This window comes from Thalassospira sp. MCCC 1A01428, assembly GCF_002115825.1.
Classification (GTDB): Bacteria; Pseudomonadota; Alphaproteobacteria; order Rhodospirillales; family Thalassospiraceae; genus Thalassospira.
Genome location: NZ_JFJZ01000062.1, coordinates 1 through 19250 on the forward strand (window position 1 = coordinate 1; position 19250 = coordinate 19250).

At 62.7% G+C, this 19250-nt stretch carries 15 protein-coding genes and 2 pseudogenes; 2 read left to right on the forward strand and 15 right to left on the reverse strand.

Annotated features, from left to right (window positions below; genetic code table 11):
• The 3 genes from THS27_RS23885 to THS27_RS23895 all read right to left on the reverse strand — a co-directional run.
• A partial coding sequence (locus tag THS27_RS23885; protein WP_246833093.1) for an IS66 family transposase zinc-finger binding domain-containing protein occupies positions 1-543 on the reverse strand: 543 nt, incomplete at its 3' end.
• A gap of 95 nt (positions 544-638) precedes the next feature.
• Complete coding sequence (gene tnpB / locus THS27_RS27780; RefSeq protein ID WP_139835726.1) at positions 639-932, reverse strand: IS66 family insertion sequence element accessory protein TnpB; 294 nt, start codon at positions 930-932, stop codon at positions 639-641.
• Positions 826-1413, reverse strand: coding sequence for a recombinase family protein (locus tag THS27_RS23895; protein WP_085595188.1), 588 nt, complete (start codon positions 1411-1413; stop codon positions 826-828). Before THS27_RS23895 ends, tnpB begins: the two co-directional genes overlap by 107 nt.
• A 160-nt stretch (positions 1414-1573) precedes the next feature.
• On the opposite strand from THS27_RS23895, the gene THS27_RS23900 reads away from it, so the two are divergent.
• The gene (locus THS27_RS23900; RefSeq protein ID WP_085595190.1) at positions 1574-4456 is read left to right on the forward strand and encodes a Tn3 family transposase; all 2883 of its coding nucleotides are present in this window, start codon (positions 1574-1576) and stop codon (positions 4454-4456) included.
• 41 nt (positions 4457-4497) lie between these two features.
• Positions 4498-4596, forward strand: a pseudogene (locus THS27_RS26755) (transposase domain-containing protein); the annotation flags it as partial.
• Between the two features lie 31 nt (positions 4597-4627).
• Here the strand turns inward: THS27_RS26755 and THS27_RS23905 are convergent.
• From THS27_RS23905 to THS27_RS23955, 12 genes and pseudogenes are all read right to left on the reverse strand, one after another.
• Positions 4628-5173: pseudogene (locus tag THS27_RS23905) on the reverse strand (sodium/glutamate symporter).
• Positions 5070-5336, reverse strand: coding sequence for a sodium/glutamate symporter (locus THS27_RS27635; RefSeq protein WP_256376836.1), 267 nt, complete (start codon positions 5334-5336; stop codon positions 5070-5072). Before THS27_RS27635 ends, THS27_RS23905 begins: the two are co-directional and overlap by 104 nt.
• A complete protein-coding gene (locus tag THS27_RS23910) occupies positions 5333-6574 on the reverse strand; it encodes an acetate/propionate family kinase (RefSeq protein ID WP_040061054.1) in 1242 nt (413 codons plus the stop codon). Before THS27_RS23910 ends, THS27_RS27635 begins: the two co-directional genes overlap by 4 nt.
• Before the next feature lie 76 nt (positions 6575-6650).
• A complete protein-coding gene (locus tag THS27_RS23915; RefSeq protein WP_007092091.1) occupies positions 6651-7403 on the reverse strand; it encodes an SDR family NAD(P)-dependent oxidoreductase in 753 nt (250 codons plus the stop codon).
• 43 nt (positions 7404-7446) lie between these two features.
• Entirely contained in the window at positions 7447-8868 is a 1422-nt protein-coding gene (locus THS27_RS23920) for a bifunctional enoyl-CoA hydratase/phosphate acetyltransferase (RefSeq protein ID WP_007092092.1), read from the reverse strand.
• Positions 8865-11279 carry a DUF3141 domain-containing protein gene (locus THS27_RS23925; RefSeq protein ID WP_210403003.1) on the reverse strand — a complete coding sequence of 805 codons (2415 nt, stop codon included), beginning with the start codon at positions 11277-11279 and terminating at the stop codon, positions 8865-8867. The genes THS27_RS23920 and THS27_RS23925 overlap by 4 nt, the downstream gene beginning before the upstream one ends.
• Positions 11280-11439: 160 nt before the next feature.
• Complete coding sequence (phbB, locus tag THS27_RS23930; RefSeq protein ID WP_085595192.1) at positions 11440-12186, reverse strand: acetoacetyl-CoA reductase; 747 nt, start codon at positions 12184-12186, stop codon at positions 11440-11442.
• Complete coding sequence (locus THS27_RS23935) at positions 12176-12637, reverse strand: phasin family protein (protein ID WP_085595194.1); 462 nt, start codon at positions 12635-12637, stop codon at positions 12176-12178. The genes phbB and THS27_RS23935 overlap by 11 nt, the downstream gene beginning before the upstream one ends.
• Positions 12638-12684: 47 nt before the next feature.
• The gene (locus tag THS27_RS23940) at positions 12685-13815 is read right to left on the reverse strand and encodes an ABC transporter permease (protein WP_085595196.1); all 1131 of its coding nucleotides are present in this window, start codon (positions 13813-13815) and stop codon (positions 12685-12687) included.
• 1 nt (position 13816) lies between these two features.
• A complete protein-coding gene (gene rbbA, locus THS27_RS23945) occupies positions 13817-16579 on the reverse strand; it encodes a ribosome-associated ATPase/putative transporter RbbA (protein WP_085595198.1) in 2763 nt (920 codons plus the stop codon).
• A 3-nt stretch (positions 16580-16582) separates the two neighbouring features.
• On the reverse strand, positions 16583-17662 hold the full coding sequence (locus THS27_RS23950; protein ID WP_007092098.1) for an HlyD family secretion protein: 1080 nt from the start codon (positions 17660-17662) through the stop codon (positions 16583-16585).
• A 14-nt stretch (positions 17663-17676) separates the two neighbouring features.
• Positions 17677-19164 (reverse strand): efflux transporter outer membrane subunit, encoded by a 1488-nt coding sequence (locus THS27_RS23955; RefSeq protein ID WP_040060000.1) that lies wholly within the window; start codon positions 19162-19164, stop codon positions 17677-17679.
• Positions 19165-19250: the final 86 nt, after the last annotated feature.

The following is a 19250-nucleotide window of genomic DNA, read 5'->3' on the forward strand; positions in this document are numbered from 1 at the left end:
AGCCGTGAGAGGACGTTTACCCAGAAGGTGCGGTCCGGCAAAGCCGCGCGGCGTCACGTGGAACGGTGCGGGCGGCTGCGTGATCCGCTCGCACTGACGGCAAGCGAACCGCTCGCGCACCGTCTGGATCACCTTCCAGCGACGGGGGATCACCTCCAGCGTCTCGGTGATGTCCTCGCCGAGCTTCGACAGCCGGGTCGAGCCGCAGCACGGGCAGCTCTCCGGCGCGGCGATCACGACACGCTCGCGCGGCAGATGGGCCGGGAAGGGTTTGCGCGCGGGCCGCTTGCGCGTGAACGCCGGGGCCGATCCTGTCTGCGTTGCCGCGGTCTCGGCCACCAGCTCATCTTCGCTGGCCGTCGTCTCGAGATCCTCCAGCTGCAGCTCCATCTGCTCCAGAAGCCGAGCCTTGCGCTCGGAGCGGCTGCCGTAGAGCTCGCGCCTCAGCTTCTCGATCTGGAGCTTGAGATGGGCGACCAGGGCGGTCACGTCCGACTGCGCCGCTTCCGCGGCAAGGCGGCGTGCCCGCTCCGCGCGGATCATCGCGTGGGCGCTGGCAAGGTCGTCGGGGAGCGAATCGGCGGCGCTGTTCACACCTTGAGCGAATCACGATCGCCGGGGCGCGCCAAGGCAAAACATCACCCGACCGACGTCGGACGCCAGGTCTCTTGCGGGTGACGCCAGTCGATCCCTTCGAGCAGATAGCCGAGCTGCGCAGGCGTGATCGTCACCGCGCCATCGGCCGGCGAGGGCCACAGGAAGCGGCCCCGCTCCAGCCGCTTCGTGAAGAGAGAGGTCTGATGCCGGAGGGGGCAGAATAGTACGCTAAGGGCTGATCTTGGCTCCTGTGCGTTGCAGAGTTCTGTAGATCGTTGGCCTTGAGACAGCGAACAGTTCTGCCAGATCGCTGATGGAATAGTCACCGGTGGCATGCATACGCGTGAGCTCTTTTTGTTGTTTTTCAGAAAGTTTCGGCTGTTTTCCCCGGAGTTTGCCCTTTGCCCGTGCGATAGCCATGCCCTCCTTGGTCCGTAACCGGATGAGATCGGCCTCAAACTCAGCAAAGGTGGCCAGAATGTTGAAGAACATTTTACCCATTGGGTCCGTCGGGTCGTAGATGGAAATCCCCAACGCGAGCTTGACGCCTTTTTTCTCCAACTGATCTGCGATCGCGCGTGCATCGGGGACGGACCGGGCAAGGCGATCCAATTTTGGCACGACCAGCACGTCACCTTCCCGCACGGCAGCCAGTGCCTGGTCGAGACCGGGGCGGGCGCGGTTGGTGCCCGTCAGCCCGTGGTCAGTATAGATGAGATCCTCTGATACGCCCAAGGCGCATAGGGCCTGCCGTTGTGCGGTCAGGTCCTGTTTGTCGGTCGAGCAGCGGGCATAGCCAATTTTGGTCACATTCATGGCTTGAGCGTACGATTAAGGGGCGGCATATGCGAATCAAATCGTACCACCTATACGAGATATTCTGAGGTGTGGTTTCTCTGACCCTGCCAACCTTTGCAACACATGTCCGGTGAAGGAACCTCTTACGGACAGCCGCCTTGATCTTGGAAGGAACCACATGCCCCGCAGGAAAATGCTCACTGACCGCCAGCGGGCAGCGCTGCTTGATCTGCCGACCGAAGAAACGGCGATGCTGCGTCACTACACGCTGGCAGATGATGATCTGGAAATTATTCGCGCCCGTCGCCGCCCCCATAATCGTTTCGGCTTCGCTCTTCAGCTCTGCTCATTGCGATACCCTGGTCGGTTGCTGGCGCCAGGCGAGGTTATTCCTGCGGCATTATCCCGCTTTTTGGCTGCGCAACTCGGACTGAAGCCTGATGATCTGGTGGAATATGCGACACGGGAAGAAACGCGCCGTGAACACTTGGCCGCTCTGCGCGAGTTTTACGGATACAAGATGTTCACTGGCCGAGGGTCGCGCGACCTGAAGGTCTGGCTTGAGAGCGAAGCCGAAACCGCCCGGTCGAACGAGGATTTGGCGCGACGCTTTGTAGAGCAGTGCCGGGCGACCCAAACCATTCTGCCGGGGATCACGGTTATCGAACGCCTTTGCGCGGATGCACTTGTTGCTGCCGAGCGACGGATCGATGCGCGGATTGCGGACCGGCTTGATGATGAGACACGCAGCCGACTTGATGCCCTGTTGACGGAAACGGCGGACGGTTCTGTCGCCCGCTTTGTCTGGCTGCGCCAGTTTGAGGTGGGCCAGAACTCGGCCGACATGAACCGCCTGCTCGATAGGTTGGAGTTCTTGCAGGGCATGGCTGTGCACGCATCCATCCTGTCTGGTGTGCAACCCCACCGCATCGCGCGCCTTCGACGGCAAGGTGAACGGTATTTCGCGGGTGATTTGCGGGATATTTCAGGTGATCGTCGCCTTGCCATTCTCGCGGTCTGCGCTTTGGAGTGGCGTAGTGCCATTGCCGACGCAGTGGTCGAGACCCACGATCGTATCGTTGGAAAAACGTGGCGCGAAGCAAAGCGTGCATGCGATGTCCGGGCAGACGATGCCAAGGCTGCTTTGAAAGATACATTGCATGGCTTCTCTAATTTTGGATCAGCGCTGCTGGAGGCACATGAAGATCAAGCGTCCCTCATCGATGCCGTTCAAAACGCAGGCGGCTGGTTGTCGCTCAGGGGGCTAGTCGCTACCGCTGCCCAACTCACCGACACATTGGCTGCCGATCCGCTGGCACATGTTGTTCACGGGTATCATCGCTTCCGACGTTATGCACCGCGCATGCTGCAGGCGCTTGATATTCATGCCGCCCCGGTTGCTGAACCGTTGTTGGCCGCTGCCAGCATCGTCGCGGGAACGGAAACCACCGGCGACCGCCCGCTGACCTTTCTGCGCCGCGCCTCGAAATGGCATCGGCACCTGAATAAAGACGATGGGCACCGCCTCTGGGAGGTCGCTGTCTTGTGCCACTTGCGCGATGCATTCAGAGCTGGCGACATCTGGCTTGCCCATTCCCGCAGGTATGGCGACCTCAAGGACGCGCTGGTTCCGACCGAAGTTGCCAGGGCAACGCCAAGACTGGCCATGCCATATGAGCCGGAAACCTGGCTGGCAGATCGCAAATCTCGTTTGGCTGAAGGCTTGCAACGACTGGCCCGCGCCACCAGGGCCGGTGCCATTCCGGGAGGCTCAATCGAAGACGGCGTGCTCAAGATCGACCGCTTGACTGCCAATGTTCCCGAAGAGGCCGACGCCATGGTGCTCGATCTTTACAAACGCCTGCCAGAGATCAGGATCACCGACCTGCTGCTCGAAGTGGATGACGAGATCGGCTTTACCGAGGCCTTCACCCATCTGCGCACGGGCGTCCCATGCAAGGACAGGGTCGGCATGCTGAATGTATTGCTGGCTGAAGGACTGAACCTCGGCCTCAGCAAAATGGCCGGGGCCACAAACACCCACGACTATTTCCAACTGTCGCGCTTGTCGCGGTGGCATGTAGAAAGCGAGGCGATGGCGCGCGCCCTGGCCATGGTGATCGAAGGCCAATCCGCCTTGCCAATGGCACGGTTCTGGGGCGGTGGCACCAGCGCGTCCAGTGATGGGCAATTCTTCCCCACCACGCGCCAGGGCGAAGCGATGAATCTGATCAACGCCAAATACGGCCATGAACCCGGATTGAAAGCCTACACCCATGTCTCCGACCAGTTCGGTCCCTTCGCCACCCAGACCATCCCGGCCACGGTGAACGAAGCGCCCTACATTCTGGACGGTTTGTTGATGACCGACGCGGGCCAGAAAATCCGCGAACAGTATGCCGACACCGGCGGCTTCACCGACCACGTCTTCGCCGTCACCGCCCTTCTGGGCTTTCAGTTCATCCCCCGCATCCGGGATCTGCCATCCAAGCGCCTTTACCTTTTCGATCCGTCAGCTTGCCCGAAAGAACTGAAGGGTTTGATCGGCGGCAAGGTCAGGGAACACGTTATCAGCTCAAATTGGCCAGATATCCTGCGCAGCGCGGCCACCATGGTGGCGGGCGCAATGCCCCCAAGCCAACTCTTGCGAAAATTCTCTGCATATCCCCGGCAGCATGAGTTGGCCGTCGCGCTACGTGAAATCGGACGGGTCGAACGGACGCTGTTCATCATCGACTGGCTGCTGGACGCCGACATGCAACGTCGCGCCCAGATCGGCTTGAACAAGGGCGAAGCACATCACGCCCTCAAGAATGCCCTGCGCATTGGCCGCCAAGGTGAAATCCGCGATCGGACAAGTGAAGGGCAGCATTTCAGGATGGCCGGGCTGAACCTGCTCACCACCATCATCATTTACTGGAACACCAAGCACCTCGGTCAGGCTGTCGCCAGCCGCCGCCGCAATAGTTTGGATTGCTCACCTGACCTGCTGGCGCACATCTCGCCGCTCGGATGGGCCCACATCCTTCTCACCGGAGAATACAGATGGCCCAAAAGGTGATCAAACCCCCTTAGCGTACTATTCTGCCCCCTCCGGCATCAGACCCCAAATATCTGGCTGTCGTCCTCGACCGCATTGCCGATTATCCGGTCAACCGGATCGACGAACTCCTCCCCTGGAATATCGACCTCCTGGCCTGATCTCCTCACGAAAACTGAAAACGTTGCTTCGTCAAGGTAGCCGTGAAAAGACGCTTACCATCAAGGCGAAGTTGAGCCAGAGCAATGCCAGCAGCACGCCGTAGTAGTCCAGACGGGCATGCGGTTCATCGCTGTGCAGCGTGCCAATCTCCAGGGTGCTGTCCCCGGAGGCTCGAAGTTGATGTCTGCGCATGAGCAGGCTTGCGATCGGACCACCGATGGTGCAGGCCGCGATCAGGCCAATCATGTTCGCCGCCAACCCCAGTTCCTGCGCCTGTGCAATGCCGAGGGTTTCAACGAAGTAATCGGACCAGGCCAAGGTAGTGCCCACCCCGCCGGTCAGGGAAATGGACCCGACCATGAGTCCGGCGCGCGGATCCAGGCCGAATGCGCGTGCCGTCTCCATCCCAACGAGGTTCTGCAGCGCCATGAAGCCGATGGCCAATCACGACAGGATCATCAAAGGCCGTCCATCATGGCGCAGCGTGCGAGCGTCGGTACTTAGGCCAATGGCGGCAAAAAAGTACAGCAGAAGCGCGTCTCGTGCTTCCAGATCGAAACTGACCGTGACCCCTATCCCGTAAGTACAGGACGAAGACAACCAAGGCGCAGGCCAAGCCGCCCACCAAGGATTCCGGAATGCTGTAACGACGCAGAATGCTCGAACGCGCCACCAAGCCGTTGCCCACAAACAACAGCAGAATGGCGAGCGTGAAGCCATGGAAGGCATCGATCTTCATCGCACCTTCCCCCTGTCCAGGCAGGACAGCGCATGGCTGGCGGCGATCCACTCTTCGTTGGTGGGTTCGACTGCCACGATGACTTGGCTGTGGTCGGGGGAAATCGTCGCCGCGTCGCTGGCGTTGGCGTCAGTATCCAGGGCAACGCCAAGAAAACTCAGTGCCGCACAGACGCGCTCGCGAATGAAGGCGTTGTGTTCACCGACGCCCGCCGTGAACACGAGCATGTCCAGGCCGCCCAGAACAGCGACCAAGGCACCGATCTCGCGCACGATGCGACGCACGTAGAGGGCAAGCGCCAAACGCGCTCGCTCACCCGTTTCGCCTTCATCGTTCTCGTGCCGGACAATGATGCGCGGCTCGGCCGAGATGCCCGAAACGCCGAGCAGACCGGACTCGTGATAGAGGACACGCCCCACTTGTTCCAGTGAAAGCTTTTCGATCTCCATCAGGTAGAGCACGGTGCCTGGATCGAGCGCGCCGGTGCGGGTACCCATCATCAGGCCGTCAAGTGCGGAGAAACCCATGGTGGTGGCGACGCTCTGGAGCCCCTGCATGGCGCACAGGCTGGCGCCACTGCCCAAGTGGGCAACGATGGTGCGCCCGCGCGCCGCGTCGCCATGGCGCTCGGGCAAGGCCACCGCCATGTACGCATACGACAGGCCGTGAAATCCATACCGGCGTAGACCGCGCTCCCATGCGGCATAGGGCAACGGCAGAACCCGCTCGATCTTAGGGATGCTGTGATGGAAGCCGGTATCGAAGCAGGCCACCTGCGGCAGCTCCGGCTGTTCGCGCAGCAGGATATCGATGGCCTCCAGCGCGAATGGCTGGTGCAGTGGCGCGAGCGGGATGTATTCCTGCAAATCGGTGAGTACCTGGAGGTCCACGCGAACTGGCTTGAAATATTTACTGCCGCCGTGGACGATCCGATGAGCGACCGCACCGATCCGGCGGCCATCGAGTCGCTGACTGACACGATCGCGGATGAGGCGCAATGCGGCGCGATAGGGATGTGCCGTATCCAGTTCGATCGGGAACGGCGCAACCCCGGTCTCTCCGAAATCCGGATCGGCGCCGCCGATTCCCTGCACCTTGCCATTCCACAACGCCTGGCGAGGCAGTGGCGTGGCCGAGGGGTCGAACACGGCAAACTTGATGCTGGATGAACCGCAGTTCAGCACAAGGATCAGTCCGTGCTCGGGACGCCAGAAGCGGGCCTTGGTCGCATCCATCATGTCGTCCTCTTTTTGCCCAGCCCCGGTGACGTCGCCACGGTGTTCGGGTATGCCTGCGCTCTCATCGTCGTCAGACTCAGCGCGCTGTGTAACCGCCATCGGCGATGAGCTGGGTGCCCGCAAAGAAACTGCTTCCTTCCGATAGCAAAAACGCCACGGCATGGGCGATTTCGTCCGGGGTGCCCAGGCGACCGATCGGGTGCAGGCCGACGGCCTCCTCAAGGGCCGATTCACCCAGGAAATCCAGGATGGGCGTACGCACGTAACCAGGATGGATCGAGTTGATTCGGATCCCCTTGGCCGCATAAGCGAGCGCTGCCGACCGGGTCAGCCCGGTCACAGCATGCTTGGCTGCGACGTACGCGGGGTTCGCTGCATCGCCGACCACCCCCAGGATCGAAGAGACGTTGACGATGGCACCACCTCCTGAACGAAGGATCGCGGGAATCTGATAGCGCAGGCCATAGAACACGCCGTTCAGGTTGACATCAATCACCCGGCTCCAGGCGGCAGGGTCCAGTTCCCCCACTGGGCTCTGGTCGCCACTGATACCGGCGTTGTTGACCGCAAAATGAAGGTCGCCAAACGTATCGACCGCGCAGGCCACAGCAGCCTGAACCTGGTCGATGCGTGCCACGTCGGCCACATTGGCCACGGCTTGGCCGCCATCGGTGTTGATGAGCTTGGCGACGCGCTCGGCATTGTCGGCACTGACATCCGAGACGACGACACTCAAGCAGTTACTCGCAAGAAGTCGCGCGATGGCCTCGCCAATGCCGGATCCTGCACCGGTGACCAGGGCTACGCGGCCAGAAAATGAGTACTTCATAGTGTTTCCTCCAATGGGGTGGATACGTTGCTGATAAGTCGATTCACGGGGGTGACAGCCGATAGTGGTGCGCCAGCATCAGTGCTATCGCGCATGAGGCCATGCGTGTATCGCGCGAGTCGGCGCGGCTGGTCAGAATGACCGGCACTTTCGCTCCGAGGACGATTCCGGCGCTGGCTGCGCCGCCCAGGAATATCAACTGCTTGGCAAGCATGTTGCCGCTCTCCAGGTCAGGCACGACAAGGATGTCGGCCTGCCCGGCGACCTCGGAGACGATCCCCTTGGTGCGCGCAGCGGCGATGGAGATCGCGTTGTCGAAGGCCAACGGCCCGTCGAGCAGGCCGCCAGTGATCTGGCCGCGATCGGCCATCTTGCACAGCGCCGCCGCGTCGAGCGTGGCTGTCATTGTCGGGCTGACCGTCTCGACTGCGGCCAGGATTGCGACCTTGGGTTCGCGCACGCCGATCACCTGCGCCAGCTCGATGGCGTTGCGGATGATGTCTGCCTTCTGTTCCAGAGTCGGGGCGATATTGATCGCTGCATCGGTGACGATGAACGGGCGCGGATAGGCCGGTGTCTGCAACAGGAAGCAATGGCTGACCCGGCGCTTGGTGCGCAACCCCGCTGCTGCCGCAACCAGCGCGGACATCAGTTCGTCGGTGTGCAGGCTCCCTTTCATCAGGGCTTCGACTTCACCTGCGGCTGCCAAGGCGACGGCTTGCTGCGCAGCGGCGTGGCTGTTCGGGACGTCCACAATGGCGACGTCGGTCAGATCCAGCCCGGCCTCGGTCGCGACTGCTTCGAGCCGCCCTCGTGGCCCGACCAGCACCGGCTCGATCAACCCCGCGTGGCGCGCTTCGAGCGCAGCGGACAGGCTGGGGACATCGCACGGATGGACGACGGCTACCCGAATAAGTTGCAAGTGCGCGACATGCGCCATCAGGCGTTGCAGGCCTGTGTGACCCTGCGCATCCGGGTGGATTTCCGGCAACGCGGTGCGCGTTCGCTCAATGTGCTCAGTGGGCGCCGCGACCTCTACCTGGCCTTGGAAAACCGCCACCCCCTCCTGGTTGATGCAGGTGCAGGCCAGCGTGACATGGTGGGTGGCGGTGTCCTTGCTGGTCACCTGCATCTGCACGGTCAGCCTGTCGCCGGGCCGAACCGCCCCGAGGAAGCGCAGATTCTGGCTGACATGCAGGGTTCCTGGCCCCGGCAGGCGTGTACCCAGGACAGCCGAGATTAGGACGTTTGCACAAATGGCCTCCGTGGTGTCCCAAGAGCGTGAGGACACAGCACGTTCCGGATCCGCATCGCCCGATTGCAGCGCGAACATCTGGATGTCTTGAGACGAGAACGCGCGTTCGAGGCTGGCGCTGTCGCCAATGGCGATCTCGTCGAAGGTGCGGTTGCGCAGGACATGCCAAGCGCCGGCGGTGGCATCGCCGGGTGTGGACGACGTCGTCATTTGCCTTTCTCTCGCCGTGGTTGACTTGCCCGTAGCGCGGCTGGCGTCTTCGACGCAGTTTTCTTCAGAGGCGCCTTCGGCTTTGGCGAGGATGTCTTGGGTTTCGTGTCCACGGCCACAGCGGAGGTGTCACTGGCGGAGCTCGGCATGGCTGGCGCCGCATTCGCATCCTCGACCGCAGCGGATGTGCCACTGGCAGAGCGTGGCATGGCGGTTGTCGACTTCGCGTCCACGACCGTAGCGGAGGTATCAGTGGCGGGACTTATCACGGCGGGCGCCGAAGCCGCCTGCGCTTGGCGCTCGGCCTGCTCGAACAAGGTAGAAACCTGTTCCAGCCTGGTTTGTTCTTGTGCGGACAGCACATCGCTGCTGCCGACCACCTGTACGATCATCTCCGCCACCTGGCGGATCTCATCAGGCGCTATGTCGTTGAGCAATCCGGGGATGGCGGACACCGTGGCGTCCTTGTCGAGCCTCATGAGCAAAGCCTGACGACGCACGAGGTGGCGAAAGGCCTGCATGTCGAAGTCGCTGCCCAGGCGGGGACGCACCAGTTGCTCTGCGTGCCGGAAGTGCCGCTCGTCGGCCTCGCCACGCGCCGCGAGCACGAAGAACAGTGCCCGTATGACGGCTTCGGCGAGCCCGCCGCTGTGAATATCCGCTTCGAGCCGTGTCAACTCTTGCGCCAGATACTGGCGATGCTCGGGCGTCTCGCTGGGACGGGGTCGCGGCGGTGCATCGTCGTGCAGGCTCTGTCCAGTCATGGCCTGCACCAGCGGCAGGCTGTACAGCGTGTCAAACGCCTGTGCGTAGATCTGGTCGCGGCAATCACGGAATTGATCCAGCATCTGTTCGACGGCGGTGGAAAACTGCGCCTGCAGTTGCAGGAAAGGGTTGGCCTCGGAGACGGGCTGACGATGGTCGCGCACGTGTTGCGCAGCCTCATGTACTGCGGCGGCGAGCGGATGCCTGTCAGACCACAATTCATAGCCCATGCGCAGCGGATGCAGCTGCTCCAGCCACTTCGCACCCTGGTCCGTGACCAGGGCACGCATCCATGGCTGCACGAAGCTGCGGTAGCAAGCCAGGTTGACCTCGGAGATCCGCGCAACGGCGGCGAACCGGCGATCGTTCTCAGGGTCGGGACGGACGATCTCACGGACTTCATCGATGCTGCTGCGGCGAATCCGCGTCAGGAAGACGTCACTGGTTGGGTCTCCTTCCTGCACTGGGTCGGGATGCTCATCGATTTGCATGTGGTGAATGCCTGCCGGCAGCACGTCGATGATGTCGATGTTCTCAGCGAACTCCTGGTGCTCTTTACGCCCGACGCTGCCGGAGACGAAGATTCCCAGATGTCCGATGCTGTCATGGGTAGCGTAGACGATGGTCTGGTCATGTCCCAGCACGTCCAGGTCGTTGCGGTACAGGTCGGTGATCCAGCCCAGGGCCTGGGGCGGTGGCGTGATGTTGTCCCCATAGGAGCAGAACACCAGGATCGGCGAGCGAATATTGCGCAGGTCGATGCGCACGCCATCAGACGTCACCAGCTGCGCCGTACTCAGTTTGTTGCCGATGAACAGGTTATCGACGATGTACTGTATTTCCACATCGTTCAGGAACACGTGGCCGCCCCAGTACTTCTCGAATTGCAAGTGGCGCGGGCCTTCCGTGTCGACCTTGGCGTACAGGTTGTACTGTTTGCTCCACAGCGTATTGGCCGGGTCCAGGTTCTCGAAGTTCTGTACCAGCCAGGCGCCGTCGAACCGACCGGCGCCCAGATCGCCGGTCAATGCCGTCAACCAACTACCGCCGGTCAGGCCGCCCGCGTAGCGCATCGGCATGTCGCCCGCCCAGTACGACAGCGGCGCGCCGGCGACGATGATCGGTCCGAACAGTTCGGGCCAGACGGCGGCTGCCATCAGGATCTGCCAGCCCGCCTGGCAATTGCCGATGACCGCGGGCTTGCCGCGGCTGTCGGGGTGCAGCTCGCCGACCTTGCGCACGAAGGCCGCTTCGGCACGCATGACATCCTCAACGGTCTGGCCGGGAACGGGATCGGGCAGAAAGCCAACAAAGTAGCAGGGATGGCCTGCCTTCAGAGCAGCACCGACCTCGCTGTCGGGTTTGAAGCCGCCGATGCCTGGGCCGTGGCCCGCGCGCGGATCGACCACCACGAACGGCCGCTTCTTGGGATCGGCCGGCGCGTCGGCTGGCGGCAGGATGCGCACGAGGCCATAGTTGACTGGCCGCGGAAGCTCCAGCCCGGACATGATGACCTCTGAGGCGAAGTCGAGTACGTTCGGCGTTCGCTCCTGCAAATGCTCCTGGTACTGGTTGCCGCGTTGGCGGCGAACGTCGGCATACAGAATGGACCGCTGCCAGGCATCCACTGCATACTCGTTTGCCATCGCCGATAGTCGCAACGGGTCCCACAGCAACTGCCCCCAAGCGGCCGTTGGTGATGTCGTGGTGTCTTGATTCATGGCGATGGGCACTCCCTCTATGATGAAACGGAAAAAATGAATGGAAAGGGGCCGCCGACACATCGTCTGGGCGGCCCTTCCTCAGTCAGTACATGTGCTGGCCACCATTCATCGACACGTTGCTGCCGGTCATGAAGCCGGCAGACTCGCTGGCGATGAATGCCACCAGCGCGGCGATTTCCCCAGGCTGGCCCAGGCGGCCTATCGGAATTCCGGCCACCACTTGCTTGACCACGTCTTCGGCCATACTCGTCACCATCTTCGTATCCAGATACCCCGGCGACACGGTGTTGACCGTCACACCCTTGCGCGCCACCTCCAGCGCAAGGGCTTTAGTAAAGCCATGCATGCCGGCTTTTGCGGCGGAGTAGTTGGTCTGGCCGAACTGCCCCTTGGAGCCGTTGATGGAGGAGATGTTGACGATCCTGCCCCAGCCGCGTTCGAGCATGCCGTCAATGAATGGCCGGGTGACGTTGAATACAGAATCGAGATTGACGCGCAGGACCGCATCCCAATCGGCGTAGCTCAGCTTGCGGAACGTGGCATCACGCGTGATGCCCGCGTTGTTGACCAGAATGTCGATGTGGTGACCGTCTGCTTGAATGAGGCCGGCCAGCTCCTGGCAGGAGGCATGGTCGGCCACATCCGCGCCGTAGGCGATGAAGTTGTAACCTTCACCCGCCTGGGCTTCCAACCACGCGCCGATGCTGGCATTGCCTGGCGAGTGGACGACGATCACGGTATGGCCAACATCGTGCAAGGCTCGGGCGATGGCCTCGCCCAGGCCACCGCTGCCGCCGGTGACCAGCGCAGTCCTTTGTTCAGCCTGCATTGTGTCCTCCTGTATTGGCTGGCGCGTCCTTGTGCTGTGCAGCGACCCACACCTCCCCCCACTGTTTGAACATATCCTGGAACGGCAATACCGCATCGCCCTGGCCTACGGCCTGCGTAACCGATTTCTGCCAGTCTTGAATGGCTTGCTGCAGGCCTTGGGTGAAGGTTGTCTGGTTCTTGATCGCGACTTGTGTCAAGGCCTGTGCGCCGCCCACGTGATGCTGAAACTGACGCCAGAAGGCTTGTGCCGGCAGCGTGCCCAGTTCCTGCCAGTTCTGGGCCTTGAGCAGACTTTCGATCTCCGCGCCGGACTCGGCAATGCCGTCTTTGCCCGCTCGGGTGGCGTTCTCCAGCCATTGCTGGCCGTTTTCCTGCATCAGGCGCTGGATGCCCAGCTGCAGTTCCAGGTTCGCCTTGAACAGGTTGAGAGGGATAGTTTCGTTGCTCATGATCAAACTCCTTACTGGGTTGAGTGCCCACTCGGGCGGTCAAACGATCAGGCCATCTGGCCGATCGTTTTGCGAAAGCGTGCCAACGACAGGAAAAACAGCACCGTGCCGATCAGGGCCAGCGCCAGGAACGGCTGCCATACCGTCTCCAGGCCCGCGTCCCGGTAAAGGATGGCCTGGCTCAGTTCCACGAAATGGGTGGTGGGTGCGATCAGCATGATGTTCTGCACGATCTCGGGCATGCTTTCCCGGGGCGTGTCGCCGCCGGATAGCATCTGCAGCGGCATGATGGTGAGCATCATCAACATGCCGAATTGGGGCATGTTGCGCGCCAGGGTGGCGATGAAGATGCCCATCGAGGTGGTGGCGAACAGGCTGAGCGCCGCGCCGGCGAAGAACAGCGCAATGGAACCCTCGATGGGCACGCCCAGGACGCCGCGCACCATGAGATTGAGGGACAGGAAGGAGGCGATCAGCACGACCAGGGCCATCGACCAGACCTTGGAGAGCATGATCTGCGCGGGTGTAACCGGCATCACCAGCAGGTGCTCGATGGTGCCGTGCTCGCGCTCCCGGATCAGCGCTGCGCCGGTCAGGATGATGGACAACAGCGTGATGTGGTTGATGATCTGCACCACCGAGCCGAACCAGGCCTTGTCGAGCGCGGGGTTGAAGCGGGCGCGCAATGCCAGATCCACGGGTGGCGCGTCGGTGCCGCGGTAACGCTTGACGAACTCATTGACTTCGCCGGTGAAGATCTGCTGGATATAGCCACTGCCGGTGAAGGCCTGGCTCATGCGGGTGGCGTCGACATTGAGCTGCACGGCAGGCGATCGCCCCGCCAGCACGTCGCGCTGGAAGTTGGGCGGAATGACCAGAGCGAAGGTGTACAGCCCCGCGTCCATGCCCGGGTCCACGTCCCCATAGTCGATCATGGCCGGTGGCGTGAACTGCGGGGGGTAGAAGGCCGAGGCAACCCGCTGGGACAGCGCCGAATTATCCTCGTCGACGATGGCGATGGGCGCGTTGTGCAGCGTCTCCGGCATGGACGTGGCCTTGGTGTAGACCGACGCGGTGAACACATAGACGATGAGCACAAGCATCATCGGATCGCGCCAAAGACTCCACAGCTCCTTGACACCAAGGTCGTAGATGTTGGCCAGGTTTCTTCTGCGCATCTCAACGCTCCTGCTTCTTGAGTAGCAAAACAGCCACGCCGAGAATGACCGGAACCGAAATGAGCATCGACCACAGCGGCCCCGTCAGGTCGGCCAGGCCGAGTGATTTGTTGAACACGCCACGGCTGATGGAGATCATGTGCGTGGCGGGGTAGATCTCGCCGATGAACTTGCTGGAGCCTTCAAGCGAGGACACGGGATCCGTCAGGCCGGCGAACTGGGTGGCCGGAATGATGGTGCCGATCATGGCAAAGAACATGGCGGCGATCTGGCTGCGCGTGACGGCCGAGGCCAGCAGCCCCATGCCTGTCGCGGCGAAGGAGAAGATCAGCGCGGCCAGCGACAGGGTGAAGAAGCTGCCTGTGACCGGCACACCGAAGACGGTGACCGCGAGCAGGCTCATCAGCAGGAAGTTCACCATGGCCAGACCGACATAGGGCAGTTGCTTGCCAAGCAGGAACTCGATGCGCGTGACCGGCGTCACGTAGAGATTGGTGATCGAGCCCGTCTCCTTCTCGCGCACCACCGCCAGCGCGGTCAGCATCGCCGGCAGCATGAGCAACAACAGCGGAATCACCGCCGGCACCATGGCCGGCAGGCTCTTGACATCGGGGTTGTAGCGAAAGCGCGTCTCGACGCTGGCATCGCCTGCTGCGCTGGCGCCGCTGCGTTCACTGGCCTGTACCTGCAGCCAGTGCTGGTGCATGCCCTGAACGTAGCTCTGGACGGTTTCCGCGCGTTGCGGCATGGCGCCGTCGATCCAGGCGCCGATCTGCACGTTCTGGCCTCGCAACACATCGCGGCTGAAACCAGGGGGGATTTCGATGGCCAGCGACAGTTCGCCGCTGCGCATGCGTCGATCGAGGTCCTCGTAGTCGACGATCGGCGCGTGCTCGGTGAAGTAGCGCGATCCGGCCAGGTTCAGCGTGTAGTTCTGGCTAAGCGTGGTCTGGTCGCGATCGAGCACCGCATAGCTCAGGTCCTCGACGTCCATGGTGATGCCGAAGCCGATCACGAACATCAGCAGCAGCGAACCGCCCAGCGCCAGCGTGGCGCGTACCGGGTCCCGCTGCAATTCCAGCGTCTCGCGCCACAGATAGCTGAACATTCGCTGCAGACTGAAACCGCCAGAGCGGTGCCCGCGGTGTTCAGCGGGTACCGCGGATGGCTGCTCCTCGTGATTGTCGGCCTCAGGCTGGCGGGGCGGGGCGGCTGTGCCTCCCTCGGCTTCGAGGAGGTAGCCGATGAAGGCCTCTTCAAGGGTTTTGGCGCCGCGCTTCTCGACCAGTCTGGCGGGCACGTCGCTGTCGAGCACCTTGCCCGCATGCATCATCGACATGCGGTCGCAGCGCTCTGCCTCGTTCATGAAGTGGGTGGAAATGAAGACCGTCACCCGGTCACGCCGCGACAGCTCGATGAGCAGTCGCCAGAACGCATCGCGCGCCACCGGGTCGACGCCCGAAGTCGGTTCGTCCAGAATCAGCAGTTCTGGCTTGTGCACCATGGCGACCGCCAGCGACAGGCGTTGGCGTATGCCCAGAGGCAGACTGGCCGGCAGGCTGTCGATGACGTCCACCAGCCCGAAGCGCTCCACCATCTCATCGACGCGAGCAGGAATGTCCTCCGGGGACACACTGAAGAGCTTGGCGTGCAACTCCAGGTTCTGGCGTACCGTGATTTCGCTGTAGAGCGAGAACGCTTGGGACATGTAGCCGACGCGGCGGCGGGTGCCCAGATCATGCGGGTTCACTTCATGGCCGAACAGCCAGGCCCGACCCTCGCTCGCCGGCAACAGGCCGGTAAGCATCTTCATCGTCGTGGACTTGCCGCAGCCATTGGAGCCGAGGAAGCCGAAGATTTCACCGCGGCGGATGCGGAAGGACACGCTGTCGACGGCGACGAAGTCGCCAAAGCGCATGGTCAGCCCCTCGGCCTCAATGGCGATATCATCCGCGCCGCCATCCGGCAAGGGGGGAATGACCACTGCTTCGTGCCCGCGCTTTTTCTCTTCCGGAAGCAGGCGGATGAATGCCTCCTCCAGGTTCGGACTGTTTGTTTTTTCCAGCAATTCCTTCGGCGTGCCGGTGGCGAGGACCTTGCCGTCGTCGATGGCGGCGAGCCAGTCGAAGCGCTGTGCCTCATCCATGTAGGCGGTAGCCACGATCACGCTCATGCCGGGGCGATCGGCGCGGATGCGCTCGATGAGATCCCAGAACTGCGCGCGCGCCAGCGGATCCACGCCGGTCGTTGGCTCATCGAGAATCAGGAAATCCGGGTCGTGAATCAGCGCGCAGCACAGGCCGAGTTTCTGCTTCATGCCCCCGGAGAGCTTGCCTGCCGGGCGCTCAAGGAATTTGAACAGGCCAGTGGCCTGAGTGAGTTCATCGATACGCTGGCGGCGTTCCGCAGAGCCATGACCGAACAGGCGCGCGAAGAACTGCAGATTCTCCTCGACCGAGAGCGTCGGGTACAGGTTCTTGCCCAGTCCCTGCGGCATGTAGGCGATGCGCGGGCACACCTGCTTGCGATGGGCTTTGCTGGCCATATCACCACCCAGCACCTCGACCGTGCCCTCCTGGATGATGCGTACACCAGCCAGCAATGAGAGCAGACTGGATTTGCCGACGCCGTCGGGGCCGATCAGGCCGACCATCCGCCCGGCGGGAATGTCCAGGTCGATGCCATCCAGGGCCATGACGTTGCCGTAACGCAGCCGCACCTGACTGACGCTTGCAACGGTTACGGGTTGCGCACTGTGGCTCATACCTTACTCCGGCACGCGCAGAGACAGGTTCTCGGGCCACTCGGCATTGGCGTCGAGCTTGACCCAGGCCACACCGGGCAGCCCGGTCTTGACCTGCTCCAGGTGTTCACGCAACAGATCCTGGGAAATCTGCCCGCGCACGCGGAACATCAGCTTCTGCCGCTCGCTCGCGGTTTCCACCGTCTTGGGGGTAAATTGCGCCGCGCTGGCGACGAAGGAAACGGTGGCTGGAATAACAAAATCCGGCGCGGCATCCAGAATGACGCGTACCTCGGTGCCCAGCGCGACGCGGCCGGCCACGGTCTCTGGCAAGAAGAAGGTGATGTACACGTCCGACAGGTCGATCAGGTTCAGGACACGGCCGCCGGCTCCAAGCACCTCGCCGGGTTGCGCCACGCGAACCTGAACCCGTCCGTCGCGCGGGGCACGCAGTTCGCTGTCGCGGAGGTCCGCTTCGATGCGATTGATGCTGGCCGTGGCAGCGGACACGCTGGACCTCGCGCCGACAAACTGCGCCTTGGCGGCCTCGACCGCGGCGCGGGCAGCGGCGGTCTGTGCTTTGCTGGCCGCGAGCGTCGCCTGTGCGCCCCGTACGCGCGCCCGGTCATCGTCCAGTTCCTGGATCGAGGCGGCGCCCTCTTGGGACAGTGTCTGCGAACGTTTCAGCCGCCGTTGCGCAGCGTCGAGCTCCGACTCGCGCTGACCGACCAGGGCCTGCGCCGCAGCAACGTCGGCTTCGCGCAGCGCCACCTGTGCCCGCGCTGCGGTCACCGAGTGCTCCGCCTGCTGACGCATGGCGAGGGCCTCGTCGCGCTGCGCTTCCAGCGTTTCCAATTGCATTCTGGCCAATGGCTGGCCCGCCGCGACGAAGTCGCCTTCACGTACGAGGATGTCTTCGATACGACCGGGAAGCTTGGTGGCGATATCGACCTCGGTGGCTTCTATGCGGCCATTGCCGCTGACGAACCCTTCACCGGGTCCGCTGTCGGCAAGCTCCGTCCAGCCCCACCAAGCCAGCGCGATAACAACCGCTGCAGCGGCAACAACCAGGAGCTTTTTCTTGAGAGAAGGTGAGACAGTCATAGGTTTAGCGTGCCTTAACGGGTTGATGGGGTGGAAGCGGACGTCGAGGTTGCATCCTGCGCCTGGCCGGTTGCGGCGAGGGTGCCGCCGCCGAGCGCGGCATACAGCGCCACCTGGCTGGACAGCAGCGCACGGCGCGCCTGTACCAGCTGTTGACCGGCATCCAGCAAATCGCGTTGGGCGTCCAGCACTTCCAGGAAAGCGGCCGAGCCGTTGTCGTAGCGCAACTGGGCCAGCCGTGCGCGTTCGTTCTGCGCTTCCAGATTGGCCCGCTTGATAGTCAACTGCTCAGCCAGCCAGTACTTGGCGCTCAGCGCATCGGCCACCTCGCGAAAGGCCGTTTGAATGGTCTTTTCGTACCCGGCAACGGCGATGTCACGACGTACTTCGCTCAGTTCCAGGTTTGCGCGCCGCCGCCCGCCATCGAAGATGGGCAGCGACAAGGTAGGCATGAAGGTCCAAGCGCGGCTGCCGGAATCGAACAGGCCGTCAAGATCGGAACTGGCCGTGCCGAGGCTGCCGGTGAGCGCGATGCGCGGCAAAAACGCCGCACGGGCTGCGCCGATGTTGGCATCGCCGGCACGCAATTGGTGTTCGGCGGAAATGATGTCCGGGCGACTGACCAAGATCTCCGAGGGCAGCCCGGCCCGGAGTTCGGCCAGCACCGTTGTTTCATCGAAGGGTGCCTTGGCGGGCAGCGGACCAGGATCGGCGCCTACCAGCAGTGCCAGCGCGTGCAGTTGCGTGGCGCGCGCTTGCTCAAGCCGGGTTAGCAGCGTCTGAGCCTGGTTCAGCAAAGTCTGGACTTGAATGAGATCCAGCTTCGAGGTCGAGCCGACTTCAACGCGGCGCCGGAAAATGCGATAGGACTCCTCGCGGGTCGCGACGGTTTGCCGCGCGATGGCCACGCGTTCGTCTATCTCGCGCAAGCCCAGATAACCGTCGGCCACCTGGGCGATCAGCGCCAGGTGGACGGCCTGGCGGGCCGCGTCGGAAGCCAGCCAGCGTTGCAGGGCGGCGTCTTCCAAGTTTCGGATCCGGCCCCACAGATCCAGCTCCCAGGTGCTCAAACCCACCTCGGCCCGGTACTCGCCGCCGACCTGCGGCCGGCCCGACATGTTCAGGTCGCCAGGGACGCGGGCGCGTCCACCCTGGGCACCCACGCCCACGGCAGGAAATCGATCCGAGCGCTGAATGCGGAATGCCGCGCTGGCTTCCTCGACCCGCAGCGCGGCTAGGCGCAGATCGCGGTTGTTCTCCAGCGCGGTCTCGATGAGGCGTTGCAGCAAAGGGTCCGTGAAGTAGGCCTGCCAAGCAAGTTCTCCCGCGTAGGCACCCTCGGTGCTCGATCCAAGATGACCAGGCCAAACCTGGGGCACCGGCAGCGGCGGGGTATCAGGAGCAGGAGCGAGCGACATGCAGCCGGCTAATACGACGGCGCTCAGCGTCAGCGAGACAGTACGCAGTCTGAACTCAGGAAGTAAGGGAAAAGCTGGAGGCATGGTCACGTTCCGTACGCGGTTCAGGCTAATGGGGTCTGGTTGGAAAGCCGGAGAGGCGGTAGCCGCCCACGCAACGGGGGGGGGGG